We start from the raw sequence: 23,833 nt of genomic DNA, 5'->3' as shown, positions 1-23,833 counted from the left end.
TGTACTTTTCATGTACAAAAAAAAGCTCATTGAAACACATTTCAATGAGCTTTAGAAAAAATATATTTATTTACCTATATATCAGAGGATTACAAGATATTTTAAAGCCTTTTACCAACTATTTTTGGCAATTAAATCTTTTTGTTAAATATTCGGAGTTTTGAAATCTCATAAATGGTCATGAAATCCATCCGAAAAATTATAAGTGGTGGATCAATATCGGTAAGTTAAGCTTTGTGTAAAATTGAATCCTCCTTAAATTCTGATCTACTTAAGTGATTTTTATTTTTTATTTTAGTCCTGGAAGGACGTCATTTTATAGCTCAAGGTGAAGCCATGTGATATCAATAAAGTGACTTCAAAAACCTGAAAGGGTATCATATTACGCCCTTTTAGGTTTTTTTATCGATTTATTTATGAAGGGCTTCACCCTAATTTATGATATATCAGCCCTTCGGCTCTAAAAGTAAACTGCAACTTGCTACTTTTAACTGGAAGATATATTTAGCTTTTTCTGGATTTAATCCTTAATTTATATGCTACTTTTACTATGGTTATTTCTTAACCTAACGATATTGAATGGTGAATTCAAATAATAAATGCAACAGGGTTCAAATCATTTAATTTGTTCTAACCTTATCCCAACAGAAACCATTCCCTTCAATTCTTTTTCGCGCATATATTGCTTTAATTTTATCGTATAATTCCCCTTTTCTGGAAAATAGACAGAGTCTTGCAGTATTAATTGATGAGAAAACACTTCACTTTGTCGGTCTCCAAAAGGCTTACCAGTTTTTCCTTCAAATAATTTGATGTTGTGCAGTTTTTTAGAAATATTTCTATTAGAATCACTTAAACTGTATTGAATATATAAATTTCTATATGGATAATCTAAGGTATTTCTTACGTTCAATTTAATTCGATATGGTACTTCAATACTATCTATTTCAATATCAAATTCAGCTGATTCTTCGAGCCCCCATATTCTATCCTTAAAATCTATATTATCTTCGAAGTAGCGATCTTCAGTACATGAAAATATAAGGAATGTCAAACAGATAATACTCAATATTGGCCTCATTAATCTTTTTTGTTATTATTTGGATTGTTTTTATTCTTATTAAATCTTCTTTTATTTTTTAGCTTTTTAGCATTTCCTTGCGGCTTTTCTTTGCTAATTGAATTTGGACCTTTATCAACTTTAATTTTATTAGAATTGAAATTCCCACTTTTCTTCTTTTTCTTTTTAGGTTTAGAAAATTTACGGTCTAATTTAATTAAGTCGCTATTAATTTGAACTACTTCTTCGATTTCTAAAATATCCTCCATTAAAGTATCTGGTTTTTCTCCTTGCTTGTTTAATGAAATTATTTCTGCAACTCTGTCTACTTTTACAGGATGCCAAATATTATCCTCTGAATAGCTAAACCACATGATTTTACGGAAAATATCAGTCTTTTGTAAAGTTAAGGTACCTCTTTTCGTTTGTATCGGTTTTTCTACTTCAGGAATTCCACTTAGGGCTTCCATATAAGTATCTAATTCATAGTTCAAGCAACATTTTAACCTGCCGCATTGCCCAGATAACTTACTAGGGTTCAATGATAAGTTCTGATAACGAGCGGCACTGGTAGAAACACTTTTGAAATCGGTAAGCCACGTACTACAGCATAATTCTCTTCCACAACTCCCTATTCCGCCAATTCTTCCTGCCTCTTGACGAAGAGAAATTTGACGCATTTCAACTCTGATTTTAAACTCCCCAGCCAGCTTTTTTATCAACTCACGGAAATCAACTCGTTCTTCCGCTGAATAATAAAAAGTTGCTTTTGAATTATCAGCTTGAAATTCCACATCTGAAAGCTTCATTTTTAATTTAAGCTCTTGAATTACCTCTCTTGCACGATACATGGTAGGCATTTCCCGATTCTGAACTTCATGCCATTTTTCTAAATCTTTATCTGTTGCAACACGATAAACGGCTTTTATTTCATCATCATTTTTGATTTTTTTCTTTTGCATCTGAAGACGAACTAATTCCCCTTGCATAGATACATAGCCGATATGGTGACCATTGGGTACATCCAAAACTACAGCATCTCCAGTCACTAAATCAAGATTGTGGATATTTCTGAAAAACTCTTTTCTACCGCCTTTAAACTTAATTTCAACGATATCGAAATTATCATAATTAGGGAAATCCATATTGGATAACCAGTCGAAAGAGTTCATCTTATTGCAACCGCCAGTACTACATCCTCCATTATTTTGGCAACCTGTTGTGGCTCCTTCTTTATTTTTTGTTCCGCATGATGAGCATCCCATAAATTATTTATTTAAGCTGTATTCTTTACAGCATTCTACATTTGATAGAAATGAATACTAATTCCTCAAAAGAAAAATAGAGGGATATTCATTTGCGCATCTATTCTAGGGCCAATAAATCTTGACCAATATCTTTTCTGTAATAAATATCATCCCAGCAGACCTTATTAGCGCCTGCATAGGCATTTTTTAATGCAATTTCTAGATTATCTCCCATTCCTGTAATGGCTAAAACTCTTCCACCTGCCGTTATCACTTCATTATTCTTTTGAGCTGTTCCCGCATGAAAAACCTTAGCGTTTTCAACATCCTCTATGCCCTTAATTACTTTGCCTTTTTCATAACTTTCGGGATAACCTCCGGCTACTAAAACAACAGTAGAAGCGGTTTGATTACTGATTTCAAAGTCTTCTTGGTTCAGCTTTTTGTTCTTCATGCTTTTGAAGATGGAAAGTAAGTCACTTTTCAATCTTGGTAAAACTACCTGAGTTTCAGGGTCGCCCATTCGCACGTTATATTCAATAACAAAAGGTTCACCTCCAACATTCATTAATCCAATAAATATAAAACCTTGATAATCTATTTTGTCTTTTTTAAGGCCTTCAACAGTAGGCTTGATAATCTTAGATTCTACTTTGTCCATAAAAGTTGAATCAGCAAATTTAACTGGAGAAATGGCTCCCATTCCACCTGTATTCAATCCAGTATCACCTTCTCCAATTCTTTTGTAATCTTTAGCTGCAGGCAAAATTTTATAATTTTCACCATCAGTTAAAACAAAAACGGAAAGCTCAATACCAGATAGAAACTCTTCAATGACTACTTTTTCACTGGCGGCACCAAACTTTTCTCCTTTTAGCATTTGTGTAAGACTTTGCCCTGCAGTTTGTAAGTTTTCACAAATCACAACCCCTTTTCCGCCCGCAAGGCCATCTGCTTTAAGAACATAAGGTGGTTTTAACGTTTTCAAATAAGACAATCCTTCTGATAAGGTGGCTTTATCAAAGCTTGAATAGGCTGCAGTTGGGATATTGTGCCTGTGCATAAAGTTTTTAGCAAATTCTTTACTTCCCTCTAACTCAGCTCCTGCTTTTCCAGGACCGATGATTTGAATATGTTGTAAAGTGTTATCGGATTCAAAATAATCTCTAATTCCTTCAACAAGTGGTGCTTCAGGTCCCACCACTATCATTTCAACATGATTCTTTAGGCTGAATTCCGCTATACCTTTGAAATCAGATAGCGATAAATTGATATTTTGCGCAAGTTGAGCGGTGCCAGCATTTCCAGGAGCTACAAATAATTTTTCACACTCTACACTTTCAGCAATTTTTTCGGTAAAAACATACTCTCTTCCTCCTGAGCCTAATATTAATATGTTCATCTATTCAGTTCTATTTGGTTGTTTCCTTAACGAAAACATGATTTTCCTAAAGTAAAATTAACGAAAAAATGTCCGCTTTTTAAGCGGACATCAGAATTAGTTTGCATAAGTAGATAAAAACTTAATGCGCATGAGTCTTAGATCTTCTTCGCTGAATTCATCATCAAATTCATCCATTGCATCTTCAATACTATCTGATTCTGCAGAGAGGAAATATTCAATTATTTCTTCTTGCTTATCTTCATCAATGATTTGATTAAGGTAATAAGTTAAATTAAGGGTTGTACCAGAATAGCAAATATGTTCAATTTCATCAATTAATTCTTCAAAAGAAATGTCCTTCATTTCGGCAATCTCTTCCAAATCCATTTTCTTATCCACTTGCTGGATAATGAAAATCTTCATTTTGGATTTGTTCACTGAAGATTTCACCATCACATCAGCGGCAGTAATGATATCGTTTTCTTCTACGTACTCTTTGATCAAATCCATGAAAGGCTTTCCAAACTTATGGACTTTCCCTAAACCTACACCATTTACAGCCGCCATTTCTTCATTTGTAGTAGGGTAGGTTGTAGCCATTTCCTCTAATGACGGATCTTGGAAAATTACGTATGGAGGTAGATTTTTAGATTTTGCTACCTTTTTCCTTAACGCTTTAAGTTGAGCGTATAACGTTTCATCAAATGCGTTGGCAGATATAGCATCTTTCTCAATGTGGTCTTCATCACCATCTTCTGTATAAACATGATTTACAGTGAATTGGATGTCAGTAGGTTTTTTCAAGAAATCTTCACCGGCTTTATTGATCTTCAGAACGCCAATATTTTCAATATCTTTTTCTAAGTAACCATAAAGCATGGTTTGCCTGATAACTGATTTCCAAAATTCTGGATCTTGGTCAGCACCTACACCATGAACTTCTAATTTGTTGTGGTCATAACTGGTAACATATTGGTCTTTAGAACCTCTTATTACGTTTACAAGATGATTAATACCAAATCGTTCTTTAGTAAGTTTTACAGTTTTTAAAACTGTAATCATTTCATCTTTTGCCTCAAATTTTTCTTTTGGATGTTTACAGTTGTCACATTTGCCGCAATAATCACTAAATTCTTCACCAAAATAATGTAGCAATTGCTTTCTTCTACAAACAGAAGATTCTGCGTAGGATGACATTTCTTCTAAGAGAAGTTTTGCGTTTTCTTTTTCCGTAACAGGTTTATCTTTATTGAATTTCTCTAGCTTAAGGATGTCATTATAGCTGTAAAACATTAAGCAATCACCCACAAGGCCATCTCGTCCTGCTCTTCCAGTTTCTTGGTAATAGCCTTCAACTGATTTTGGAGTATCATAATGAATTACGAAACGAACATCTGGCTTATCGATTCCCATGCCAAAGGCAATGGTGGCAACAATTATATCAATATCCTCATTCAAAAAATCATCTTGATTTTTCATCCGAGTATTGCTTTCTAGTCCGGCATGATATGGTGCTGCATTAAATCCATTTACATTTAGGAATTCAGCAATTTCTTCCACTTTTTTACGACTCAGACAATAAATAACACCGCATTTACCTTTTCTTTCATTTAAAAAGCGAATCAACTGCTTTTTGGCCTGATTTTTAGGTCGTACTTCGTAGTATAGATTTTCTCTGTTGAAAGAAGATTTAAACACATTTGCTTCTTCCATATTCAGATTTTTCTGAATATCCAATTGTACTTTTGGTGTGGCTGTAGCCGTAAGTGCAATAATTGGAATATTGGAAATCTGGGCAAGTATAGATTTTATTCTTCTGTATTCAGGTCGGAAATCGTGTCCCCATTCCGAAATACAATGTGCTTCATCTATTGCTGCAAAGGATATGTTCGCTTGTTTTAAAAACTCAACATTTTCTTCTTTGGTCAGAGATTCCGGAGCAACATAAAGAAGTTTTAAGTTGCCACTCATGACCTCTTTTTTCACTCTTTTAATCTCTGTTTTTGTCAGTGTTGAATTTAAAAATGCGGCATTCACTCCAAGTGCAACCAGAGTGTCCACTTGATTTTTCATTAATGCAATCAAAGGTGAAACAACCAAGGCTGTTCCCTCTTGGGAAATAGCGGGCAACTGGTAGCAAAGGGATTTTCCTGCTCCAGTTGGCATGATTACGAAGGTATTCTTACCGTTTATAAGGTTTTGCATAATCAATTCCTGATTACCTCTGAATTGATTATATCCAAATACCTCTTTTAATTTTTCTTTTAAAGTAGCTTCTTGCTCTTCTATCATTTCTTTAGCATAAATTGCTTAATTGATAATAAATTTATTCAAACTCATGTCAAATTTAATGTCAAATCATGAGATACCTTGAATTTAGTGAAAAATATTAAAAAGATTGTCCTTAATCTATTTTTAAATTGTGCGTCCTGTGTAAGAATATCAGCTTTTATGTTTCATTTTTTAAATTACTGCTTCTATAATTTTCCGGAACTTTATCAAAAGGTAGCTTATGCCAAAGTGTAAGTTTTAATTTTTAGTTTATATTTCTCATTTTTGCGATGCAAAATGGAGGCAATAACTTTTGTAGGATGTGTGGCGTTAGAGGGAAGATATGCCTATTAACCTACTTGACAAGGATTTTTTATCTCACTTGACTTTTCAATCGCTCGGAAACCTTAAAAATTATGAATCAAAATAACTATGTTATCATTATGGCTGGAGGAACCGGAACCCGCCTTTGGCCAGTTAGCACCTCTAAAAAGCCGAAACAATTTCATGATTTATTAGGAGTTGGAAAGTCATTATTACAAATGACTTATGAAAGGTTTTTAACGAAATTCCCCCAGGAAAATATTTACATTGTCACCAATAAGGAGTATGAAAGTTTAGTACATGAGCAAATTGCGGGAATAGGAAGTGAACAATTGCTGCTAGAACCTTACAAAAGAAACACAGCCCCTTGTATCGCTTATGCGGCTTACAAAATCGCAAGTAAAAATCCTGATGCGTCTATGGTGATAGCGCCTGCCGATCATTTGATTTTAAAAGAAGATGTTTTTCATCAGTCGGTGGCAGTAGCTTTGGATAGTGCAGCCAAAAATGAGCAATTGATAACATTGGGTATGCATCCAAATAGACCTGAAACAGGTTATGGTTATATTCAATATATTCCTGATTCTGCCACCATTAAAAAGGTAAAAACTTTTACAGAAAAACCTGAAATTGGACTCGCTAAAAAGTTTATTGAAAGCGGTGATTTTGTTTGGAATGCTGGGATCTTTATTTGGTCTGCCAAAAGTATTATTAATGCTTTTGAATCTTATTTACCTGATTTAGCTGAAGTTTTTGCCGAAGGAAAATCACAATATTTCACTACCAATGAGAGTTTATTTGTGAATAAGGCTTATACACAATGCGTTAATATCTCTATCGATTTTGGGATTATGGAGAAAGCAGAAAATGTTTTTGTGCTATTGACCGATATTGGTTGGTCGGATTTAGGAAATTGGGAAAGTTTACACGAAATCAGAGAGAAAGATAATCAGGATAATGCAACTCCAAAAAATGTAATGAGTTTTAATTCTACTGGAAATATTGTAACTACTGATAAAAGTGATTTAGTAGTTATTCAAGATCTACACGATTTTTTGGTTGCCGAACAAGATGGTGTGATTTTGATCTGCAAGAAAAATGCTGAAAAGGAAATTAAGGAAATAGTAAATTCAGTTAAAACTGAAAAAGGGGAGAGCTTTATCTAATCTCTCTTTTTGCTTTACTTTATTAAAATTAATTGGCTCGTAACGAAGGCTTCAAGCCAATGCTTTACATTTGCTTTAATATCATAATAATCACCTGCATTCAACTCATATTCATTACCATCTTGATCCTGATATTTAACTTTTCCTTCTACACAAATTAAAAATGCATCAGTTTTGGAGCTATGCTCTTTTAAGATTTCATTCTTCAATAATTGGATAGCCGTAGCATTACCTCCAAATGGGCTCTTGAAAATTGGTTTAGCAGAAACGCTTTTTTCACTTTCATGTAATGCTCTAATATTCTTCATTGTTATTTTATTCTTTGGTTAAAAAATACCTAAAATAGAAAGTCTATTTCACTGGTTCAAAAAAGTAACTTAGATTTATAAACCTAGATTTAAAACGAATTCTCGAAGCAAAAATTATTAAAGATTAAATACTAATCCAAAAAGCAATTTTCTAAAGGAAAGAAATCTCTTTTAAATATCTTTTTACTGAACTGTTTTTTAATTTTAAGCAGACGGATAAACTTATTATAATGAAGGATAATTTATATAAATAAAGAAGGGTGAGAATTTCTCACCCTTCTTTATTTTAAGCAAAATTGAGAACTAATACTATGATAATCATAGTAGCAATAATCCCAATTACTACTGGCCAGTTAACTTCTTCTTCTTGGTTATCTGTAGGAGTAAGGACTTTTTTATTAATTTCTTCCTTTTTCATTTGATGATAATTTATAAAATTCATAATTGTTAAAATAAGCCGACCTGATAATATGGGTTGTCCATAAATATCAGATTCGGTAAATCGAATTTTATAAAATTTCAAGGGGCATTAATACAGATTTTACTCCAATAGTAATTGACTTTTGTAGCCGAATTAAATTTAGGAGTAAGGCATTTTTTATATTTAAAAGAGAACCATTTAAAATTAAAGATCGGTACAATACTTGGGGTGAAATGGGAGGTTTTTCCCTCTATCTCAATGTAAGTATTGCTGCTATAAGATACGGGAATAGTATACGATATCTCTGCAAGGGAAACATTTGATGTGGTAAACTGAGTAGAATTTTTTGCACTGAGATTTGTAGAGAAAAGAGGTGTAGGCCAAACAAAGTTTGTCAGCAGGTAAAAGATCAGCAAAACACCAGCTATTGGCCTCATATTATAAATTCATGTATTTTTTAACTTTACAAAGTAACCATATTATTCAATAGAAGATTTCATAAAGACTATATTTATTTTCATGCGAATGAGTGAAAAGTTTTTATAGTTATAAACATTATAAAAGTTGAAATATATGTTGGCTGAAAAAAGCCCAATACTCTAGGGCAAGCCCATCATCTTCGGGTGGAGAGGCATTTTTTTGATTTATGTTATTTATTTTCTAATGAATTGCAGGAAGTAATGCAATAAGCTCCTTTACGTATAAATTAAAAAAAAAGCGAATGAGTTTTAACTAATTATTTTAGATTTTTAGAGCTTTGTAGTAATTAGTAAAAACGACAAAGTAGGCTTAACTTGCCACAAATATTCAATTGATATGAGAGAAGATTTCCTTACTGGAGATGATGAACATTTAAAGCCCGAGGATAAAGAGTTTGAAAAAGCCTTGCGCCCGCTCTCTTTTGGTGATTTTACCGGTCAGCAAAAAACCGTTGATAATATTCAGGTTTTTGTTCAGGCAGCTAAAAAGCGTTCCGAACCATTAGACCATGTTTTATTGCATGGTCCTCCAGGTCTGGGGAAAACCACACTTTCTCATATCATTGCGAATGAATTAGGTTCTAGTTTGAAAATAACATCAGGCCCAGTTTTGGATAAACCCGGTGATTTAGCTGGATTATTAACCAATCTGGAGGAAGGCGATGTTTTATTTATAGATGAAATCCACCGACTCAATGCGGTAGTAGAGGAATATTTATATTCTGCTATGGAGGATTTCAGAATTGATATTATGCTCGACAGCGGGCCAAATGCTCGTTCTGTACAAATCAGTTTGAGTCCTTTTACTTTGATCGGAGCCACTACGCGTTCTGGTTTGCTGACTTCTCCATTAAGAGCTCGCTTTGGCATAAATGCCCGTTTAGAATATTATGATGCGGAACTGTTAAAGAAGATTATCAAGCGTTCAGCTGATATTTTAAATACGCCTTTAGAGGAAGATGCTGCTTATGAAATTGCCAGAAGAAGCAGAGGAACACCAAGAATTGCCAATACGCTTTTAAGAAGAACCCGTGATTTTGCTGAAATTAAAGGAGATGGGACCATCACCAAAGAAATTGCGGAATTTGCCTTGAACGCATTGGATGTTGACCAACATGGACTGGATGAAATGGATAATCGAATTCTGACTACCATTATCGAAAAGTTTAACGGAGGACCTGTTGGCTTGGGAACAATCGCCACTGCAGTAGGAGAAGAAGCGGATACGATAGAAGAAGTTTATGAGCCATTTTTGATTAAAGAAGGGTATTTAAAAAGAACTGCTCGCGGACGTCAGGCAACTGATTTGGCTTACAAGCATTTAGGAAGTGTACCTCCGGGGAGACTAGGGACTTTGTTTGATTGATGTATTTGCCCATAGAGAAAAATACCAAAATCATCAAATCCATAGCCTCTGATTTGGGCTTTGATTTTTGTGGTGTGTCAAAAGCAGGGTTTTTAGAAGAGGAAGCTCCAAAACTAGAAAATTGGCTCAATAAGGGTTACCATGGAAAAATGCATTACATGGAAAACCATTTTGATAAGCGCCTTGACCCCACAAAATTGGTTGAAGGTGCTAAGTCAGTAGTTTCCTTAATGTACAATTATTATCCTGAGCAAGATTTAGCCAAAAGTGATTCCTACAAAATTGCCAAATATGCTTATGGTAAAGATTATCATTTCGTCATCAAGGATAAATTGAAAGATTTCATGTCCCGAATTCATGAAGAAATAGGAGAGGTGGACGGAAGAGTTTTTGTGGATTCAGCTCCTGTGATGGAAAGACAATGGGCAGCGAAAAGCGGATTGGGTTGGTTAGGAAAAAATAGCTTGTTGCTCAGTAAGCAAAGGGGAAGTTTCTACTTCTTGGCGGAATTAATCATTGATTTGGAGCTGAAAGAAGATGGTCCGATGCAGGATTATTGTGGAACTTGTACCAAATGCATAGATGCTTGTCCAACTGATGCTATAGTAGGGGATGGAATAGTGGATGCTTCCAAATGCATTTCCTATTTAACCATAGAATTGAAAGATGACTTACCAACTGAATTTTCTAATAAAATGGAGAATTGGGTTTTTGGCTGTGATATTTGCCAGGATGTTTGTCCCTGGAATCGTTTTTCAAAACCACATCAAGAAGAAGCCTTTCAACCTCATCCTTTATTAAACGAAATGGATAAAAAAGATTGGAAAGAAATGACTAAAGAAGTTTTTAACGAAATATTCAGGAAATCAGCAGTAAAACGTACTAAATACAGTGGCTTGATGCGGAATATTGAATATGTTAAATCTAATAAGGATTGAAGCAAATAATGTAGGATTCAATAAACCAAAATTTCATGAACTGAACCCTACATTTTTTTAAATCACATATTGAATACTGCTATTCCAGGATTATCATCTGTAGTAATCCCATAGATTTTAGATTCTTTTTCATCTACATGAATGCTTTGTACCGAAGTATCTAGCTTGTAAGAAGCAACCAAATCACCATCATAAGAAAATTTATAAATAATTTTAGCCACATCAGAATGGTTTTGATTGACGTTGATAAAAGTTTCACCTGAGTATAAACCATATATATAATTGTCACTTAGATATGCACTATAATAACAGTAAACGTCTTTTTGTCTGTTAGTTACAGCCATAGGATAACCAGAAGAATAGTCAACCCTGAATTCAGGAGTTATATTTTCAGGCCCTCTGATAGATAAAATGCTGGAATCTTTTAAATCAAGCACTTCTATCATATCTCTTTTGAGGCAAGCTAAAGCAAATTTATCTTGCCGTAGATTTGAATATAATTGCCCTTGATGAACTGCCGCTATCACATTTGGGGGTATTTCCTCAGATTTTTCGACAAAACCTTCCCAAGTATTAAATCCAGCAATTTCTTTACCACTTTCCGAAAATTCTGCAAACTGGTAAGAACCATCTGCTTTTAATCCAATAAAAGAATTTCTATAGCTGGGTGAAAATTGTGTAGCCAATACATCTTCTGATGTTTGTTTGTAAGTTCTATCGATTTCATTTTCCATTAAATTATAATGAGTGGATATTTTTGTTTCAGGACAATATATCCAAAAATGACCTGCTTTAGATGAAGGGTACAAATTCCAGATTTTATAAAATTCACCTGGCCCCATGCCTTCTTTACCGAATTTATAATCAAATGTCATCTCATTGGCGTCAATAACACTCATTAATGTATCTCCTGCCATCTCACTAACTATTAATTTCGAATCAACTTTTATAATACTATTTGGTACTCGAACTTGACTAAATACATATTTTTTGCCTTTTAAAGATTTGTATTGAATATTATTGTTTTCAAAAGTATTGATTTCATAATGCTTTTTATCCTGAGGGTTGCTATTCTCGCAAGAACAAATCAGAAATATGCTCATTAGAAAAAGGAAAGTAGATTTAACCAAAGCTCATAGATTTATTTTCAACATTTTATTGAAGTATAACTAAAAAATAAGTATAAGCATTAATTGAAATTTTGCTAACTATGAGGATAAATTACTAGGAGAAAATGTATTGTTGAATTCAAGTAACTGCACTTTTCAAGGCTGAAAAATAGCTGGAATCACTTTATTTAAATCCTTTGAATGCATCGCATACTGCACATAATCAGGTAAATCCTTTAACGGCATCATTAACAATCCGACTTTTTCGCTTTCGGCATATTCGTGATAATCGGCTACTGAGTGTAAGTGTAGCTTTATAAATCCCAATGGTTCAAAGTATTGCTTAGTTTGTCGCACCAATTTCTGTTCTTTCAATCGATTATTTTTGCTTAGCGCATAAGGTGAAATAATGGTGGCTGGAATAATGGTTGTAGGCAAAAAGGGTTTGATAACTTCAAAGGAATTTTCAAAGTTTTCATGTCCAGTGAATTTTATTAAAGCTTGCTCATTAATTGGGTGATTTAGATGGTAAAATAAAACAGGACGTTCAAATTTCGCTAAACTTTTAAGAAAATGCCCCAGGTCGATTTTGAAATCCTGTTCTTTTAATTTCGAAAGAGGTAATATTAGCTGTTTTTTATTTTCATGTTTAGCTAAGCAATCATTGCAAATTCCGTTCTTACAAGTATAAAATGAACGTGCAGAAACCCAGTCATCGGGCTGTGCTTGTCCTCCGTGATTTTGAATTGCTTTAGCTTCCATCTCTCCCAATAGTTTTTAACAAAATTCGAAAAATTGAGATTGCTCTACACTGAGATTAATAAGGAGCTAATATGATAAATGTCAGGGTTTTTTGGAGAGAGTCTAGAATCTAGAGTCAAGAACCGAGACAAAAAAATAGACCATTGACAATAGACAGTTGACAAAGCTTCGAGCTTCCGACTTCAAACTTCTAACTTTTTATTCTTTGCTATTTCTGGTCTGACCTATAGAGCTGACCTAATCAGTGAAGTTCAAAACTTCAATCCCACATCCATCACCCTTCTCATTTATAAATTAAATATTTCTCCCTCATCTCCTTATATTCCTCCAGACCCGCTTGCCAGCTCATTTTAATTTCTTCTTCTGAAAAACCTGCTTCAATCTGCTGGCGGAGAGATTCTGTTCCGGCTAATTTGGTCAGGAAACTATTGAAGTATTCATCTTTTTCTGGGAATGCTTTATAAAAATCAATTAAAGATTTTAAAGAAATGCCACCTTCAAAATCTTTAGATTGGAATTCAATTCCAAAGCATTTTTCATTTTCAAAAGGTGGATGAACGCTGCTTCCTTGCATGCTAACTGGCGTGAAAGTATGGTTAAATTCCGTCAAACTTGGATGTCCAATTTGCTGAAAAGGTTTTTTGGTTCCTCTGCCCACGCTAATCACAGTTCCTTCAAATAAACATAAAGAAGGATAAAGCGCGATACTTAAATCATTGGGTAAATTGGGAGAAGGTTTGATGGAGAGCGAATAAGAATCGCTATGACTGTAATGTTTATTCTCAATGATTTTTAACTCACAATGCAATTCATTTTTAAGCCATTTTTCTCCATTTATCATCTGTGCGAGCTCAGCAACTGTCAAGCCGTGCAAAATTGGAATTGGATGCAAACCCACAAAAGACTGATGTTCCATTTCCAAAATAGGACCGTCTACATACATTCCATTTGGATTTGGGCGATCCAGAATTAATAATGGGATATTATTCTCTGCACAAGCTTCCATTACATAATGCATGGTGCTGATGTAGGTATAAAATCTGGCTCCCACATCCTGGATGTCGAAGATAATCACATCCAAATCTTGTAATTGCTCATTCGTGGGCTTTTTGTTTTTTCCGTAAAGGGAAATAATAGGTAAACCCGTTTTTTCATCTAGGCCAGATTTTACGGTAGCTCCTGCATCGGCTTCTCCTCGAAATCCATGTTCCGGAGCAAAAACCTTTTTAATATTGATTTCATGTGTTCTCAATGTATCTACTAAATGGGTTTGACCAATAGTAGATGTCTGATTCACTACCATTCCAACTGATTTTCCTTTCAAATAGGGAAGATATTCTTCCGTTTGATAAGCTGCTGGCTGAGGGGAATTTTGCTGCGCCACGCAAGCATTTATCAAAATCATAAAAAATAGACCGTAAAGCGGAATGAGTTTACCAATGAAATTGTAATTTGCAGTTCTAATCATAAATCAAAAATAAAGTTAATTCTTGAATCTACCTGATTTTATAGCGAAACGTACGATTAATTCTAAAACCGGACAATTTTCCGGTAGTATTTATAAAATTGCTATAAGCAGCATTGCCATCGGTTTGGCCATTATGCTAGTTTCACAGCTTATTCTAGGTGGATTTCAGAAAACTATAAAAGATAAAGTTTTCAGTTTTGCCGGGCATATGCAAGTAACGAAATATACGCTCAGTAATTCTTTTGATGAATCACCCATTTCTACAGAAACGGACTTTTTTAATAGTTATCAGAATTTATCCTTCATTCGTCATGTACAAGGGGTAGCTTATAAAGCTGGATTATTAAAGACTGAAGAAGCGGTTGAAGGAGTGGTGATTAAAGGAATTGGAGCTGATTACGATACCGCAAATTTCGCCTCTAACTTAATACAGGGTAGATTTCCTAATGTAAATGCTGACAGTTATAGTACTGAAATTATTATCAGTAAAGAATTAGCTCAATTATTAAGATTGGACCTAGGCGAAAAAGTTCTCATGTATTTTGTGCAAAACCCACCTCGTTATCGCCAACTGGAAATTGTTGGTGTTTATGAAACTGGTCTGGAAGATTTTGATGAAAAAATAATCATTGGGGATGTGAAGATGATTCAAAGATTGAATGATTGGACAGAAGACCAAGTAGGAGGATATGAAGTCTTTTTAAAGGATGGTATTGATGAAGTAGAAGCAGAATCTATAATTTTTGATAAGGTAGAATCTGATCAGTTCGTGAACTTGACTAGTAAAAAATATCCTCAGTATTTCGAATGGCTAGAATTATTAAATCAGAATGTGCAGTTATTTTTAGCGCTGATTTTGTTTGTGGCCTGCTTTAATATGGTGGCAGTCATTTTTATCCTGACTATGGAAAGAACTCCAATGATAGGTATGTTAAAATCGATGGGTGCCAAAAATAAGTTAATCAGAAATATATTCCTGATGAGTGGCCTTCGATTAACATTTAAGGGCCTTATATGGGGCAATATGATCGCGCTAGGTTTGTCAGCTTTACAATATTATTTCCATCTCATCCCGCTTGACCAAGAGAATTATTACATGAGTTCTGTCCCAATTCTCTGGGATTTCCAAATGATATTAGGAATAAACCTTTTGGTTTTAGTTGTGGTCCTTATTTCGCTCTTCCTTCCCGTATGGTTTATTGCCCGAATGAAACCGATTAAGGCTATTCGTTTTGATTAATGGAATAAAATTCAATGAATTTTTGTTAAATTTAAATAAAAAGTAAATCGATATGGATTTAGCATTAAAAAAAATCGAATTAATTGATTGGTTGAAAGATCAGGATCAAAATATCATTGATCAAATTGATGAAATAAGAAAGTCTGAATTACTTAAAAGATACTCTGAAAGAATGGGGCAGGATGTTGGCTCCAAGTTGAAGCGTTCTAATTTGGATATTATTCAAGGTCATACAAAATCTCAAAAAGAGGTGGAAGCTCTTTTTAAGAATCGAAAATAAATGAAAAGGATAAGAGTAATCTGGACTGATGAGGCAATTTTTGATTTAGAGTTAGTTTATGATTTTTTGGTATTAAAATCTACTAAAGCAGCTGAAAAATTAGTTGATTCAATTTTATTGAGAACTAGGCAGCTCGAAGATTTTCCATCTTCTGGACCAACAGAAACAGAATTATCCACCGATCAAGAATACAGATATTTAGTAGAAAGTCATTTTAAAATAATTTATAGTATTAGAAGCAATTCTGTATTTATAGAAACGGTTTTAGATACCAGGCAAAATCCACTTGTGAATAAACTTTAAGAAGTATAGTTCTACTCAATTTCAGCACATAAATTTTTCAAACTTCGAGCTTCAATCATTTTTAACCAGACAATTCTATACTTCAATACTTCAGAACTTCCACATCTCTTCACCTTATAAATTTCCAATTTTTATCTTTCCATTGTTAGCGCCTTTCACTAATTTCAAATTCTGAAATTCACCATCTTCTCAGCAACAATTCTATGTATTTAATTTACGACACCGAGACCACCGGATTACCAAAAAATTACAATGCTCCCCTAAGCGATTCAGACAATTGGCCACGCTGTGTACAAATAGCATGGCAGCTGCATGGAGCTAATGGTGAGCTATTGGATTCACAAAACCACATCATCAAACCAGAAGGATTTGATATACCTTATAATGCGGAGAAGGTGCATGGAATTTCTACTGAAAGAGCCCAAAAAGAAGGTAAGCCGCTAATTGAAGTTTTAGAAGCTTTCAAAACGGTGCTGGGGAAAACCGATGTGGTGGTCGGGCATAATATCAGTTTTGATATTTCCATTATGGGTGCTGAAATGTTGAGAAAAGAACTTTCTGAGAAGGTTTTAACAGAAAAGCCCATAATTGATACTAAAGAAGCAGGAACTGATTTCTGTAAAATTCCTGGTGGTAGAGGAGGAAAATATAAATGGCCAACATTAACAGAGCTTCATAAAAAGCTATTCGGACAAGATTTTGCTGATGCACATGATGCCGCTTATGATGTTGATGCTACTGCCAAATGTTTCTTTGGGTTGATTAATGAAAGGGTAGTAAAGCCATTAGGTGAAACGCCAATTCAAGCTATCAATTATGAGCCACCTAAGCTAGATGCGGCCAACTTTGTTGCTAGCTCAAAAAATGAAGAAAAGGCAGCGTCTGATGCATTAAAACAAGCTAAAAATGCTGATATATCGGAATTAAGCGATACGAATTTCGTACACCTTCATTGTCATACGCAATTTTCCATTTTGCAATCGACCACAGAAATTCCTTCTATGGTCAATAAAGCGAAGGAAATGGGAATGCCAGCTATTGCTATGACAGACCATGGAAATATGATGGGGGCTTATAATTTTGTGCGAGATGCCAATAAAGCTGGAATTAAACCAATTGTAGGTTGTGAATATTTTCTCACGCAGGATAGAAACAATAAGAAAAATAAAGACGATGGTTTTCAAACTGTTCTCTTGGCAAAAAATAAGGCTGGTTATCATAATTTAGCCAAGCTTTCTTCCATCGCTTTCGTTGAGGGATTTTATTACGTACCTCGGATTGATAGAAAAGCATTAATTCAATACAAGGAAAATATCATTGCCACCACTGGTGGATTGTGGGGCGAGGTACCTTTTCTGATTTTGAATGATGGAGAAGCTCAGGCAGAAGAAGCTTTCGTTTGGTGGAAAGAGCAATTTGGTGATGATTTTTATGTAGAATTAAACCAACACGGGATACCAGAAGAGCAGAAGGTCAATGAAGTATTATTGAAGTTTGCCAAAAAGCATGATGTAAAATATTTCGCAGCTAATAATACTTATTATACCAATAAAGAAGATGCTGAAGCACAAGATATTTTGCTTTGTGTGAAAGATGGTGAAACTACAGGTGAAAATGGTAAGCCAAAAAAGTATGTAGGTAAAAGAGGAAGGGAATACCGATTTGGATTGCCTAACGATGAATTTTATATCAAGTCTCCCGATGAGATGAAAAAGTTGTTTGCTGATTATCCAGAAGCCATTGCATGTACGGCAGAGATAGCAGAAAAAATTGAAGGTTTTGAATTAGCTAGGGATGTTCTTTTGCCAAAATATGATATCCCACAGGAATTTATTGACCCTAAAGATGCTGAAGATGGAGGAAACAGAGGGGAAAATGCTTACTTACGCCATATTACCTATGAAGGAGCGAAAAAGCGCTATCCTGAAATAACAGATGAAATTAAAGAACGAATAGATTTTGAGTTAGAAACCATTGAAAGAACTGGTTATCCTGGTTATTTTTTGATTGTACAGGATTTCACTACAGCTGCCAGAAAAATGGGAGTTTCCGTTGGTCCGGGTAGGGGTTCTGCTGCTGGTTCTGCAGTGGCTTATTGTACAGCCATTACCAATATTGACCCTATTAAATACGATTTGCTATTTGAGCGTTTCCTGAATCCAGACAGGGTTTCATTGCCCGATATTGATATTGATTTTGATGACCACGGCCGCCAAAAAGTTATAGATTATGTAATTAAAAAATATGGAGCTAACCAAGTGGCTCAAATCACCACTTACGGCACAATGGCTGCAAAATCAGCCATTAGAGATACGGCCCGTGTGATGGAATTGCCATTGATGGATGCAGACAGAATTGCAAAATTGGTTCCTGATATTAAACTGAAGGCTTTATTTGATTTAGCTTCTGATAAAAAGAAGTTATCGATTAAATTGAAAAACAACGGGGAAGCCATAAGCAAAGCTGAAGAATTATTGATTTTGGCGAAAGCGGGTGATGCTTCTGCAAAGGTAATCAATCAGGCGAGAGTTCTGGAAGGCTCCGTAAGAAATACTGGTATTCATGCTTGTGGGGTTATCATCACGCCAGATGATATCACCAAATTTGTTCCTGTTGCCTTAGCAAAGGATTCTGATATGTACTGCACACAGTTTGACAATGCGGTGGTGGAAAATGCTGGTCTTCTGAAAATGGATTTCTTAGGTTTAAAAACCTTAACGCTAATCAAAGATGCGGTTAGGATTGTGGAGGAAAGACATGGAATTAAACTTGATCCAGATGAATTTCCAATTGATGATCCTAAAACATACGAGCTTTTCCAAAAAGGAGAAACGGTTGGTATTTTCCAGTATGAATCAGCTGGGATGCAGAAATATTTAAGGGATTTGAAGCCTACAGAGTTTTCGGATTTGATTGCAATGAATGCTCTTTACCGACCGGGTCCGCTTGAATATATTCCGAATTTCGTTAAGCGTAAAAACGGACTGGAGGAAATCAGTTATGACCTTCCGGAAATGGAAGAATACCTAAAAGAAACTTATGGTATCACCGTATATCAGGAGCAGGTGATGTTGCTTTCGCAGAAATTAGCTGGTTTTACCAAAGGTGAAGCGGATGTTCTGCGAAAAGCGATGGGTAAGAAAATCTTTGCTTTGCTGGAGGAGTTGAAGCCTAAATTTATTAATCAAGGAGCTGAAAAAGGCCATCCAAAGGATGTACTCGAAAAAATATGGAAAGATTGGGAAGCCTTTGCAGCCTATGCATTTAATAAATCTCACTCCACTTGTTATGCTTGGGTAGCTTATCAAACCGCCTATTTAAAAGCTCATTATCCAGCTGAGTACATGGCTTCTGTGTTGAGCAATAATATGGGCCAAATTACGGATGTTACTTTCTTTATGGAAGAATGTAAACGTGCGGGAATTGAGGTTTTAGGACCGGATGTTAATGAATCCAATCCTGGATTTACGGTAAACGAAAGTGGTCAAATCCGTTTTGGATTAGCGGCTATTAAAGGCGCTGGTTCTGCAGCGGTTGAAAGTATTATTCAGGAGCGAAAAGCTAATGGACAGTATAAAGATATATTTGATTTTGCTGAGCGAATTCCGTTAAAGAGCGTCAATAAAAAAACCTTTGAATCTCTCGCTATGGCAGGAGGCTTTGATTGCTTTAAAGAATATCATAGGAAGCAGTTTTTAGTCTCAGATAATGGAGAGGGTACTTTAATAGAGAAAATCATAAAGTATGCTCAAAAGCTGCAGCATGAAAAAGACAGTGCGCAAACTTCCTTATTTGGTGGAGATGGCGGAGTAGCGATTCCGCCACCGAGAGTTGTGGAAATGGAACCTTATTCCGAGCTGGAAAAGCTTAATATTGAAAAAGAAGTAGTAGGGCTTTTCATATCGGGACATCCATTGGATGAATACAGATTTGAAATGGAAAGCTTTTGCAATACGCAAGTTTCTGAGTTGAACGATTTAGAAAGTCTTCAGGCTAAGAATGAAGTAAAAGTAGGGGGTATTGTTACTGCAATTGCGCATAGACAAACTAAAACTGGCAAACCTTTTGGCACTTTAACACTGGAAGATTACGGAGGTTCTTTTACATTTTTTCTTTTCGGTGATGATTATTTGGGTAATAAGCAATTTTTTGAAAATGGTTGGTTCATCTTCATTTCAGGAAGAGTAGGCAAAAAACCATGGGGGGATCAGGCTTTAGAGTTTAAAATTAGTAAAGTAGAATTACTTTCTGAATTAAGAGATAAGAGAACCAAAAGTTTAGTTATTATGCTGGATTTAAATGCTATTACAGAAGATTTGATAGTGGAGTTGGATAATTTATGCCAAACCTTTAAAGGAGAGTGTGAGGTGAAGTTGGAATTGCAAGACAAAATCAACGGCTATATGGTGGAAACCAAATCTAGAAAATATAAAGTGAATCCTAGCAATGAGCTGATTGAAGGACTCAAAAGAATTCCAGATTTAAATTATAGGATTTTGACTTGATGGAGTAATGGATTTAGATAATCTAAAAATCCCAGTACGGTTCTGATTAAACCTTGCGGGTTTCATTAAATTCAACTTAATCAATAAAATTAGTAAATTGACAATGATTTAAATAAAGTAAAACCCGCAAGGTTTTTATCCAAGCTTCCGTAAGGTGCGATTAAAGGAGCCAAAGGAGAGTGAAGAGATGAAATCTTGCCACTATTTCAATTCCAGTATGGTGCGATTTAAAAAGACCTATACTTATACCTATACAATCAGATATTAATCACATAAACAAATCAAAATCAATGTAAAGAGACCTATACTTATACCCTTAGCTGACCTTATTTCGATTCCAATATGGTGCGATTAAAATTGCAAAAGTGATTTAGCATCTGTCGAGTTGCCGTATTTCAATTCCAGTATGGTGCGATTAAAAGGAGGATAATAGCAGAACACCTAGCCCTCATTGAGAAGATTTCAATTCCAGTATGGTGCGATTAAAAGAATAAGGGTTAAATCTGTTAATTCAGGAACAACCATATTTCAATTCCAGTATGGTGCGATTAAAAGAGACAATCATACATGGTGCTTTTCCTTTTTCCTTATTTCAATTCCAGTATGGTGCGATTAAAAGAATTCCTTATTTGATAACCATTAGTTAACCATCTTTATTTCAATTCCAGTATGGTGCGATTAAAAGTATTTTATCACTCATCTTTAAAAACATGATACCCTCATTTCAATTCCAGTATGGTGCGATTAAAAGATAAGATTACCGCTACAGTGCAAGTGGCTGAGGTGAATTTCAATTCCAGTATGGTGCGATTAAAAGCTCTTTAATGATCACTCCGCTTCAGCCGAAAGTGGAATTTCAATTCCAGTATGGTGCGATTAAAAGAATGGCTTTGGAATCATAAACAGGATGAGTTTGATAATTTCAATTCCAGTATGGTGCGATTAAAAGTGGTTACTTTGCCTTACTTGCAGTTCTTTTATTTCTATTTCAATTCCAGTATGGTGCGATTAAAAGCATAGCCTTTAAATGACCGCCTTGTATTTTATTCTTATTTCAATTCCAGTATGGTGCGATTAAAAGTGGTCAATTAAGAATACACGACCGTTAAAGCCTTGAATTTCAATTCCAGTATGGTGCGATTAAAAGATGACCCAAGGTGGCAAAAGATATTTCCTCCTAAATTTCAATTCCAGTATGGTGCGATTAAAAGTGTCTGATTCGTGCTTTCGGTCATCCTGTCCCTCAATTTCAATTCCAGTATGGTGCGATTAAAAGACCACAAAAGAAGTAGGTGTTGTTGTTGGCCAATTTTATTTCAATTCCAGTATGGTGCGATTAAAAGACTATTAGGAATTAAACCTGCATGTCGATAAGCTTATTTCAATTCCAGTATGGTGCGATTAAAAGAGCACCATTCACTTTAACTCTAATTGTTTGTGGAATATTTCAATTCCAGTATGGTGCGATTAAAAGTTAACCGCATGAACGTCCGTTGAATTAGGCTTACTGATTTCAATTCCAGTATGGTGCGATTAAAAGTTGCGTGAAAAAGCGGAGGCGGATTTAGTGAAATTGAATTTCAATTCCAGTATGGTGCGATTAAAAGTCAGGATTATTCATAACCAGCTTTGTACTTCTTTTGATTTCAATTCCAGTATGGTGCGATTAAAAGCATGATATTCATCCTTCCATTTTCCGACCAAGCAAATTTCAATTCCAGTATGGTGCGATTAAAAGCTCCTTCTGAGTTTTTATAGAACTTAGGCTCCATCAATTTCAATTCCAGTATGGTGCGATTAAAAGATTTCTCTTCATAGCTTAATATTGAGTAGTTCGTCTATTTCAATTCCAGTATGGTGCGATTAAAAGTTTAAGTTTAGCTAATAAATCATTTACGATAACAACATTTCAATTCCAGTATGGTGCGATTAAAAGAATTATATTCTATTATTTTTATTCCTCCTAATCTCAATTTCAATTCCAGTATGGTGCGATTAAAAGGATGAGAAGGGAAACGAAACCGTAGAAGGAAAACTGATTTCAATTCCAGTATGGTGCGATTAAAAGGTAGGTGATATTTCAGTCGATGCCGATGTTGACCTGATTTCAATTCCAGTATGGTGCGATTAAAAGTGCACTACTTGTAGGAATGGCAGTTGCTTTAATCGCATTTCAATTCCAGTATGGTGCGATTAAAAGGCTGTAAGAGTAGCTAATAAGCTATTATTATATTTATTTCAATTCCAGTATGGTGCGATTAAAAGGCTCAGATTGAAAGCGCATTTAAAGCTAATGCAATATTTCAATTCCAGTATGGTGCGATTAAAAGTTTAAGTTTAGCTAATAAATCATTCACAATAACCACATTTCAATTCCAGTATGGTGCGATTAAAAGATGAGAAGGGAAACGAGACTATAGAAGGAAAACTCATTTCAATTCCAGTATGGTGCGATTAAAAGTATGTCTTGATTAACATATTGGTCAGTTATAATGTTATTTCAATTCCAGTATGGTGCGATTAAAAGATTAATAAACTCTGTCAATGTTTGTGGTTTAGTGTATTTCAATTCCAGTATGGTGCGATTAAAAGGTGCTAAATTAGCTGGCGGCGGAATATTAAAAACTTATTTCAATTCCAGTATGGTGCGATTAAAAGATAAGATTACCGCTACAGTGCAAGTGGCTGAGGTGAATTTCAATTCCAGTATGGTGCGATTAAAAGTCGCTTATCAAGTATTTGAACCCTCTTAGCTAATTGCATTTCAATTCCAGTATGGTGCGATTAAAAGACTGATTCCTCATCCGTTGTTTTCCGTGGTAAGTCGAATTTCAATTCCAGTATGGTGCGATTAAAAGCGTGTCGTACAGCACGGCTATTTCTCCGTCAAACTTATTTCAATTCCAGTATGGTGCGATTAAAAGAAGGATGAACTACTTCATCAAAATATTGAATTCATTATTTCAATTCCAGTATGGTGCGATTAAAAGCGATAGCTTAGATGCTGATGCACTCACTCAGATTGGATTTCAATTCCAGTATGGTGCGATTAAAAGGCTGAAATGCTCGATTGGCAATATATGATTCTAAAAAATTTCAATTCCAGTATGGTGCGATTAAAAGCATTTTTATTGGAGTGCGCTATGAAAATGAAGCTTTATTTCAATTCCAGTATGGTGCGATTAAAAGTCCACTTAGGATT

The 23,833-nt window shown here is 34.8% G+C and carries 16 protein-coding genes and 1 CRISPR repeat array (1 of these 17 only partly in view); of the genes, 7 read left to right on the top strand and 9 right to left on the bottom strand.

Annotation, left to right across the window (positions count from 1 at the left end; all coding sequences use genetic code 11):
• Positions 1 to 616: 616 nt before the first annotated feature.
• From VFM92_RS16220 to recQ, 4 genes are all read right to left on the bottom strand, one after another.
• On the bottom strand, positions 617 to 1,081 hold the full coding sequence (locus VFM92_RS16220; protein WP_325123281.1) for a gliding motility lipoprotein GldH: 465 nt from the start codon (positions 1,079 to 1,081) through the stop codon (positions 617 to 619).
• Positions 1,081 to 2,325, bottom strand: a complete 1,245-nt coding sequence (locus tag VFM92_RS16215) for a regulatory iron-sulfur-containing complex subunit RicT (RefSeq protein WP_325123280.1) — start codon at positions 2,323 to 2,325, stop codon at positions 1,081 to 1,083. Before VFM92_RS16215 ends, VFM92_RS16220 begins: the two co-directional genes overlap by 1 nt.
• A 100-nt stretch (positions 2,326 to 2,425) precedes the next feature.
• Positions 2,426 to 3,709 (bottom strand): phosphoribosylamine--glycine ligase, encoded by a 1,284-nt coding sequence (gene purD / locus VFM92_RS16210; RefSeq protein ID WP_325123279.1) that lies wholly within the window; start codon positions 3,707 to 3,709, stop codon positions 2,426 to 2,428.
• Positions 3,710 to 3,805: 96 nt separating this feature from the next.
• Complete coding sequence (gene recQ, locus VFM92_RS16205; protein ID WP_325123278.1) at positions 3,806 to 5,983, bottom strand: DNA helicase RecQ; 2,178 nt, start codon at positions 5,981 to 5,983, stop codon at positions 3,806 to 3,808.
• Positions 5,984 to 6,378: 395 nt separating this feature from the next.
• On the opposite strand from recQ, the gene VFM92_RS16200 reads away from it, so the two are divergent.
• The gene (locus tag VFM92_RS16200) at positions 6,379 to 7,452 is read left to right on the top strand and encodes a mannose-1-phosphate guanylyltransferase (RefSeq protein WP_325123277.1); all 1,074 of its coding nucleotides are present in this window, start codon (positions 6,379 to 6,381) and stop codon (positions 7,450 to 7,452) included.
• Positions 7,453 to 7,466: 14 nt separating this feature from the next.
• Here the strand turns inward: VFM92_RS16200 and VFM92_RS16195 are convergent, their stop codons facing one another.
• A complete protein-coding gene (locus VFM92_RS16195; RefSeq protein WP_325123276.1) occupies positions 7,467 to 7,760 on the bottom strand; it encodes a cupin domain-containing protein in 294 nt (97 codons plus the stop codon).
• A gap of 286 nt (positions 7,761 to 8,046) precedes the next feature.
• Complete coding sequence (locus VFM92_RS16190; RefSeq protein WP_325123275.1) at positions 8,047 to 8,178, bottom strand: hypothetical protein; 132 nt, start codon at positions 8,176 to 8,178, stop codon at positions 8,047 to 8,049.
• An 819-nt stretch (positions 8,179 to 8,997) separates the two neighbouring features.
• Here VFM92_RS16190 and ruvB point away from each other — a divergent pair.
• Together ruvB and queG are read left to right on the top strand one after the other, a co-directional pair.
• Positions 8,998 to 10,026: a Holliday junction branch migration DNA helicase RuvB gene (ruvB, locus tag VFM92_RS16185; protein ID WP_325123274.1), complete on the top strand. Its 1,029-nt coding sequence runs from the start codon at positions 8,998 to 9,000 to the stop codon at positions 10,024 to 10,026.
• Complete coding sequence (gene queG / locus VFM92_RS16180) at positions 10,026 to 10,964, top strand: tRNA epoxyqueuosine(34) reductase QueG (RefSeq protein ID WP_325123273.1); 939 nt, start codon at positions 10,026 to 10,028, stop codon at positions 10,962 to 10,964. Before ruvB ends, queG begins: the two co-directional genes overlap by 1 nt.
• Positions 10,965 to 11,026: 62 nt before the next feature.
• Here queG and VFM92_RS16175 read toward each other — a convergent pair whose 3' ends face one another.
• The 3 genes from VFM92_RS16175 to VFM92_RS16165 all read right to left on the bottom strand — a co-directional run bounded on the left by VFM92_RS16175 (position 11,027) and on the right by VFM92_RS16165 (position 14,303).
• Entirely contained in the window at positions 11,027 to 12,067 is a 1,041-nt protein-coding gene (locus tag VFM92_RS16175) for a BF3164 family lipoprotein (RefSeq protein WP_325123272.1), read from the bottom strand.
• 162 nt (positions 12,068 to 12,229) lie between these two features.
• Positions 12,230 to 12,835 (bottom strand): hypothetical protein, encoded by a 606-nt coding sequence (locus VFM92_RS16170; protein WP_325123271.1) that lies wholly within the window; start codon positions 12,833 to 12,835, stop codon positions 12,230 to 12,232.
• A gap of 283 nt (positions 12,836 to 13,118) precedes the next feature.
• Positions 13,119 to 14,303, bottom strand: a complete 1,185-nt coding sequence (locus VFM92_RS16165) for a DUF1343 domain-containing protein (protein ID WP_325123270.1) — start codon at positions 14,301 to 14,303, stop codon at positions 13,119 to 13,121.
• A 22-nt stretch (positions 14,304 to 14,325) separates the two neighbouring features.
• Between VFM92_RS16165 and VFM92_RS16160 the strand changes: the two genes are divergently transcribed.
• The 4 genes from VFM92_RS16160 to dnaE all read left to right on the top strand — a co-directional run bounded on the left by VFM92_RS16160 (position 14,326) and on the right by dnaE (position 20,631).
• Positions 14,326 to 15,543: an ABC transporter permease gene (locus VFM92_RS16160; protein WP_325123269.1), complete on the top strand. Its 1,218-nt coding sequence runs from the start codon at positions 14,326 to 14,328 to the stop codon at positions 15,541 to 15,543.
• 52 nt (positions 15,544 to 15,595) lie between these two features.
• Positions 15,596 to 15,823, top strand: a complete 228-nt coding sequence (locus VFM92_RS16155; protein WP_325123268.1) for a hypothetical protein — start codon at positions 15,596 to 15,598, stop codon at positions 15,821 to 15,823.
• Positions 15,824 to 16,126 carry a type II toxin-antitoxin system RelE/ParE family toxin gene (locus VFM92_RS16150; protein ID WP_325123267.1) on the top strand — a complete coding sequence of 101 codons (303 nt, stop codon included), beginning with the start codon at positions 15,824 to 15,826 and terminating at the stop codon, positions 16,124 to 16,126. It abuts the gene before it with no gap.
• A 203-nt stretch (positions 16,127 to 16,329) separates the two neighbouring features.
• Positions 16,330 to 20,631 (top strand): DNA polymerase III subunit alpha, encoded by a 4,302-nt coding sequence (gene dnaE, locus VFM92_RS16145; RefSeq protein WP_325123266.1) that lies wholly within the window; start codon positions 16,330 to 16,332, stop codon positions 20,629 to 20,631.
• 328 nt (positions 20,632 to 20,959) lie between these two features.
• Positions 20,960 to 23,833: direct repeats of the CRISPR family, unit length 30 nt; unit sequence ATTTCAATTCCAGTATGGTGCGATTAAAAG (it continues 2,824 nt past the right edge of the window).

The sequence above is a fragment of the Marivirga sp. genome, assembly GCF_035704835.1.
In the GTDB taxonomy this organism is placed as follows: Bacteria; Bacteroidota; Bacteroidia; order Cytophagales; family Cyclobacteriaceae; genus Marivirga.
Note: the sequence above shows the minus strand (reverse complement) of the source record. Positions and strands in the feature narration are given on the sequence as shown.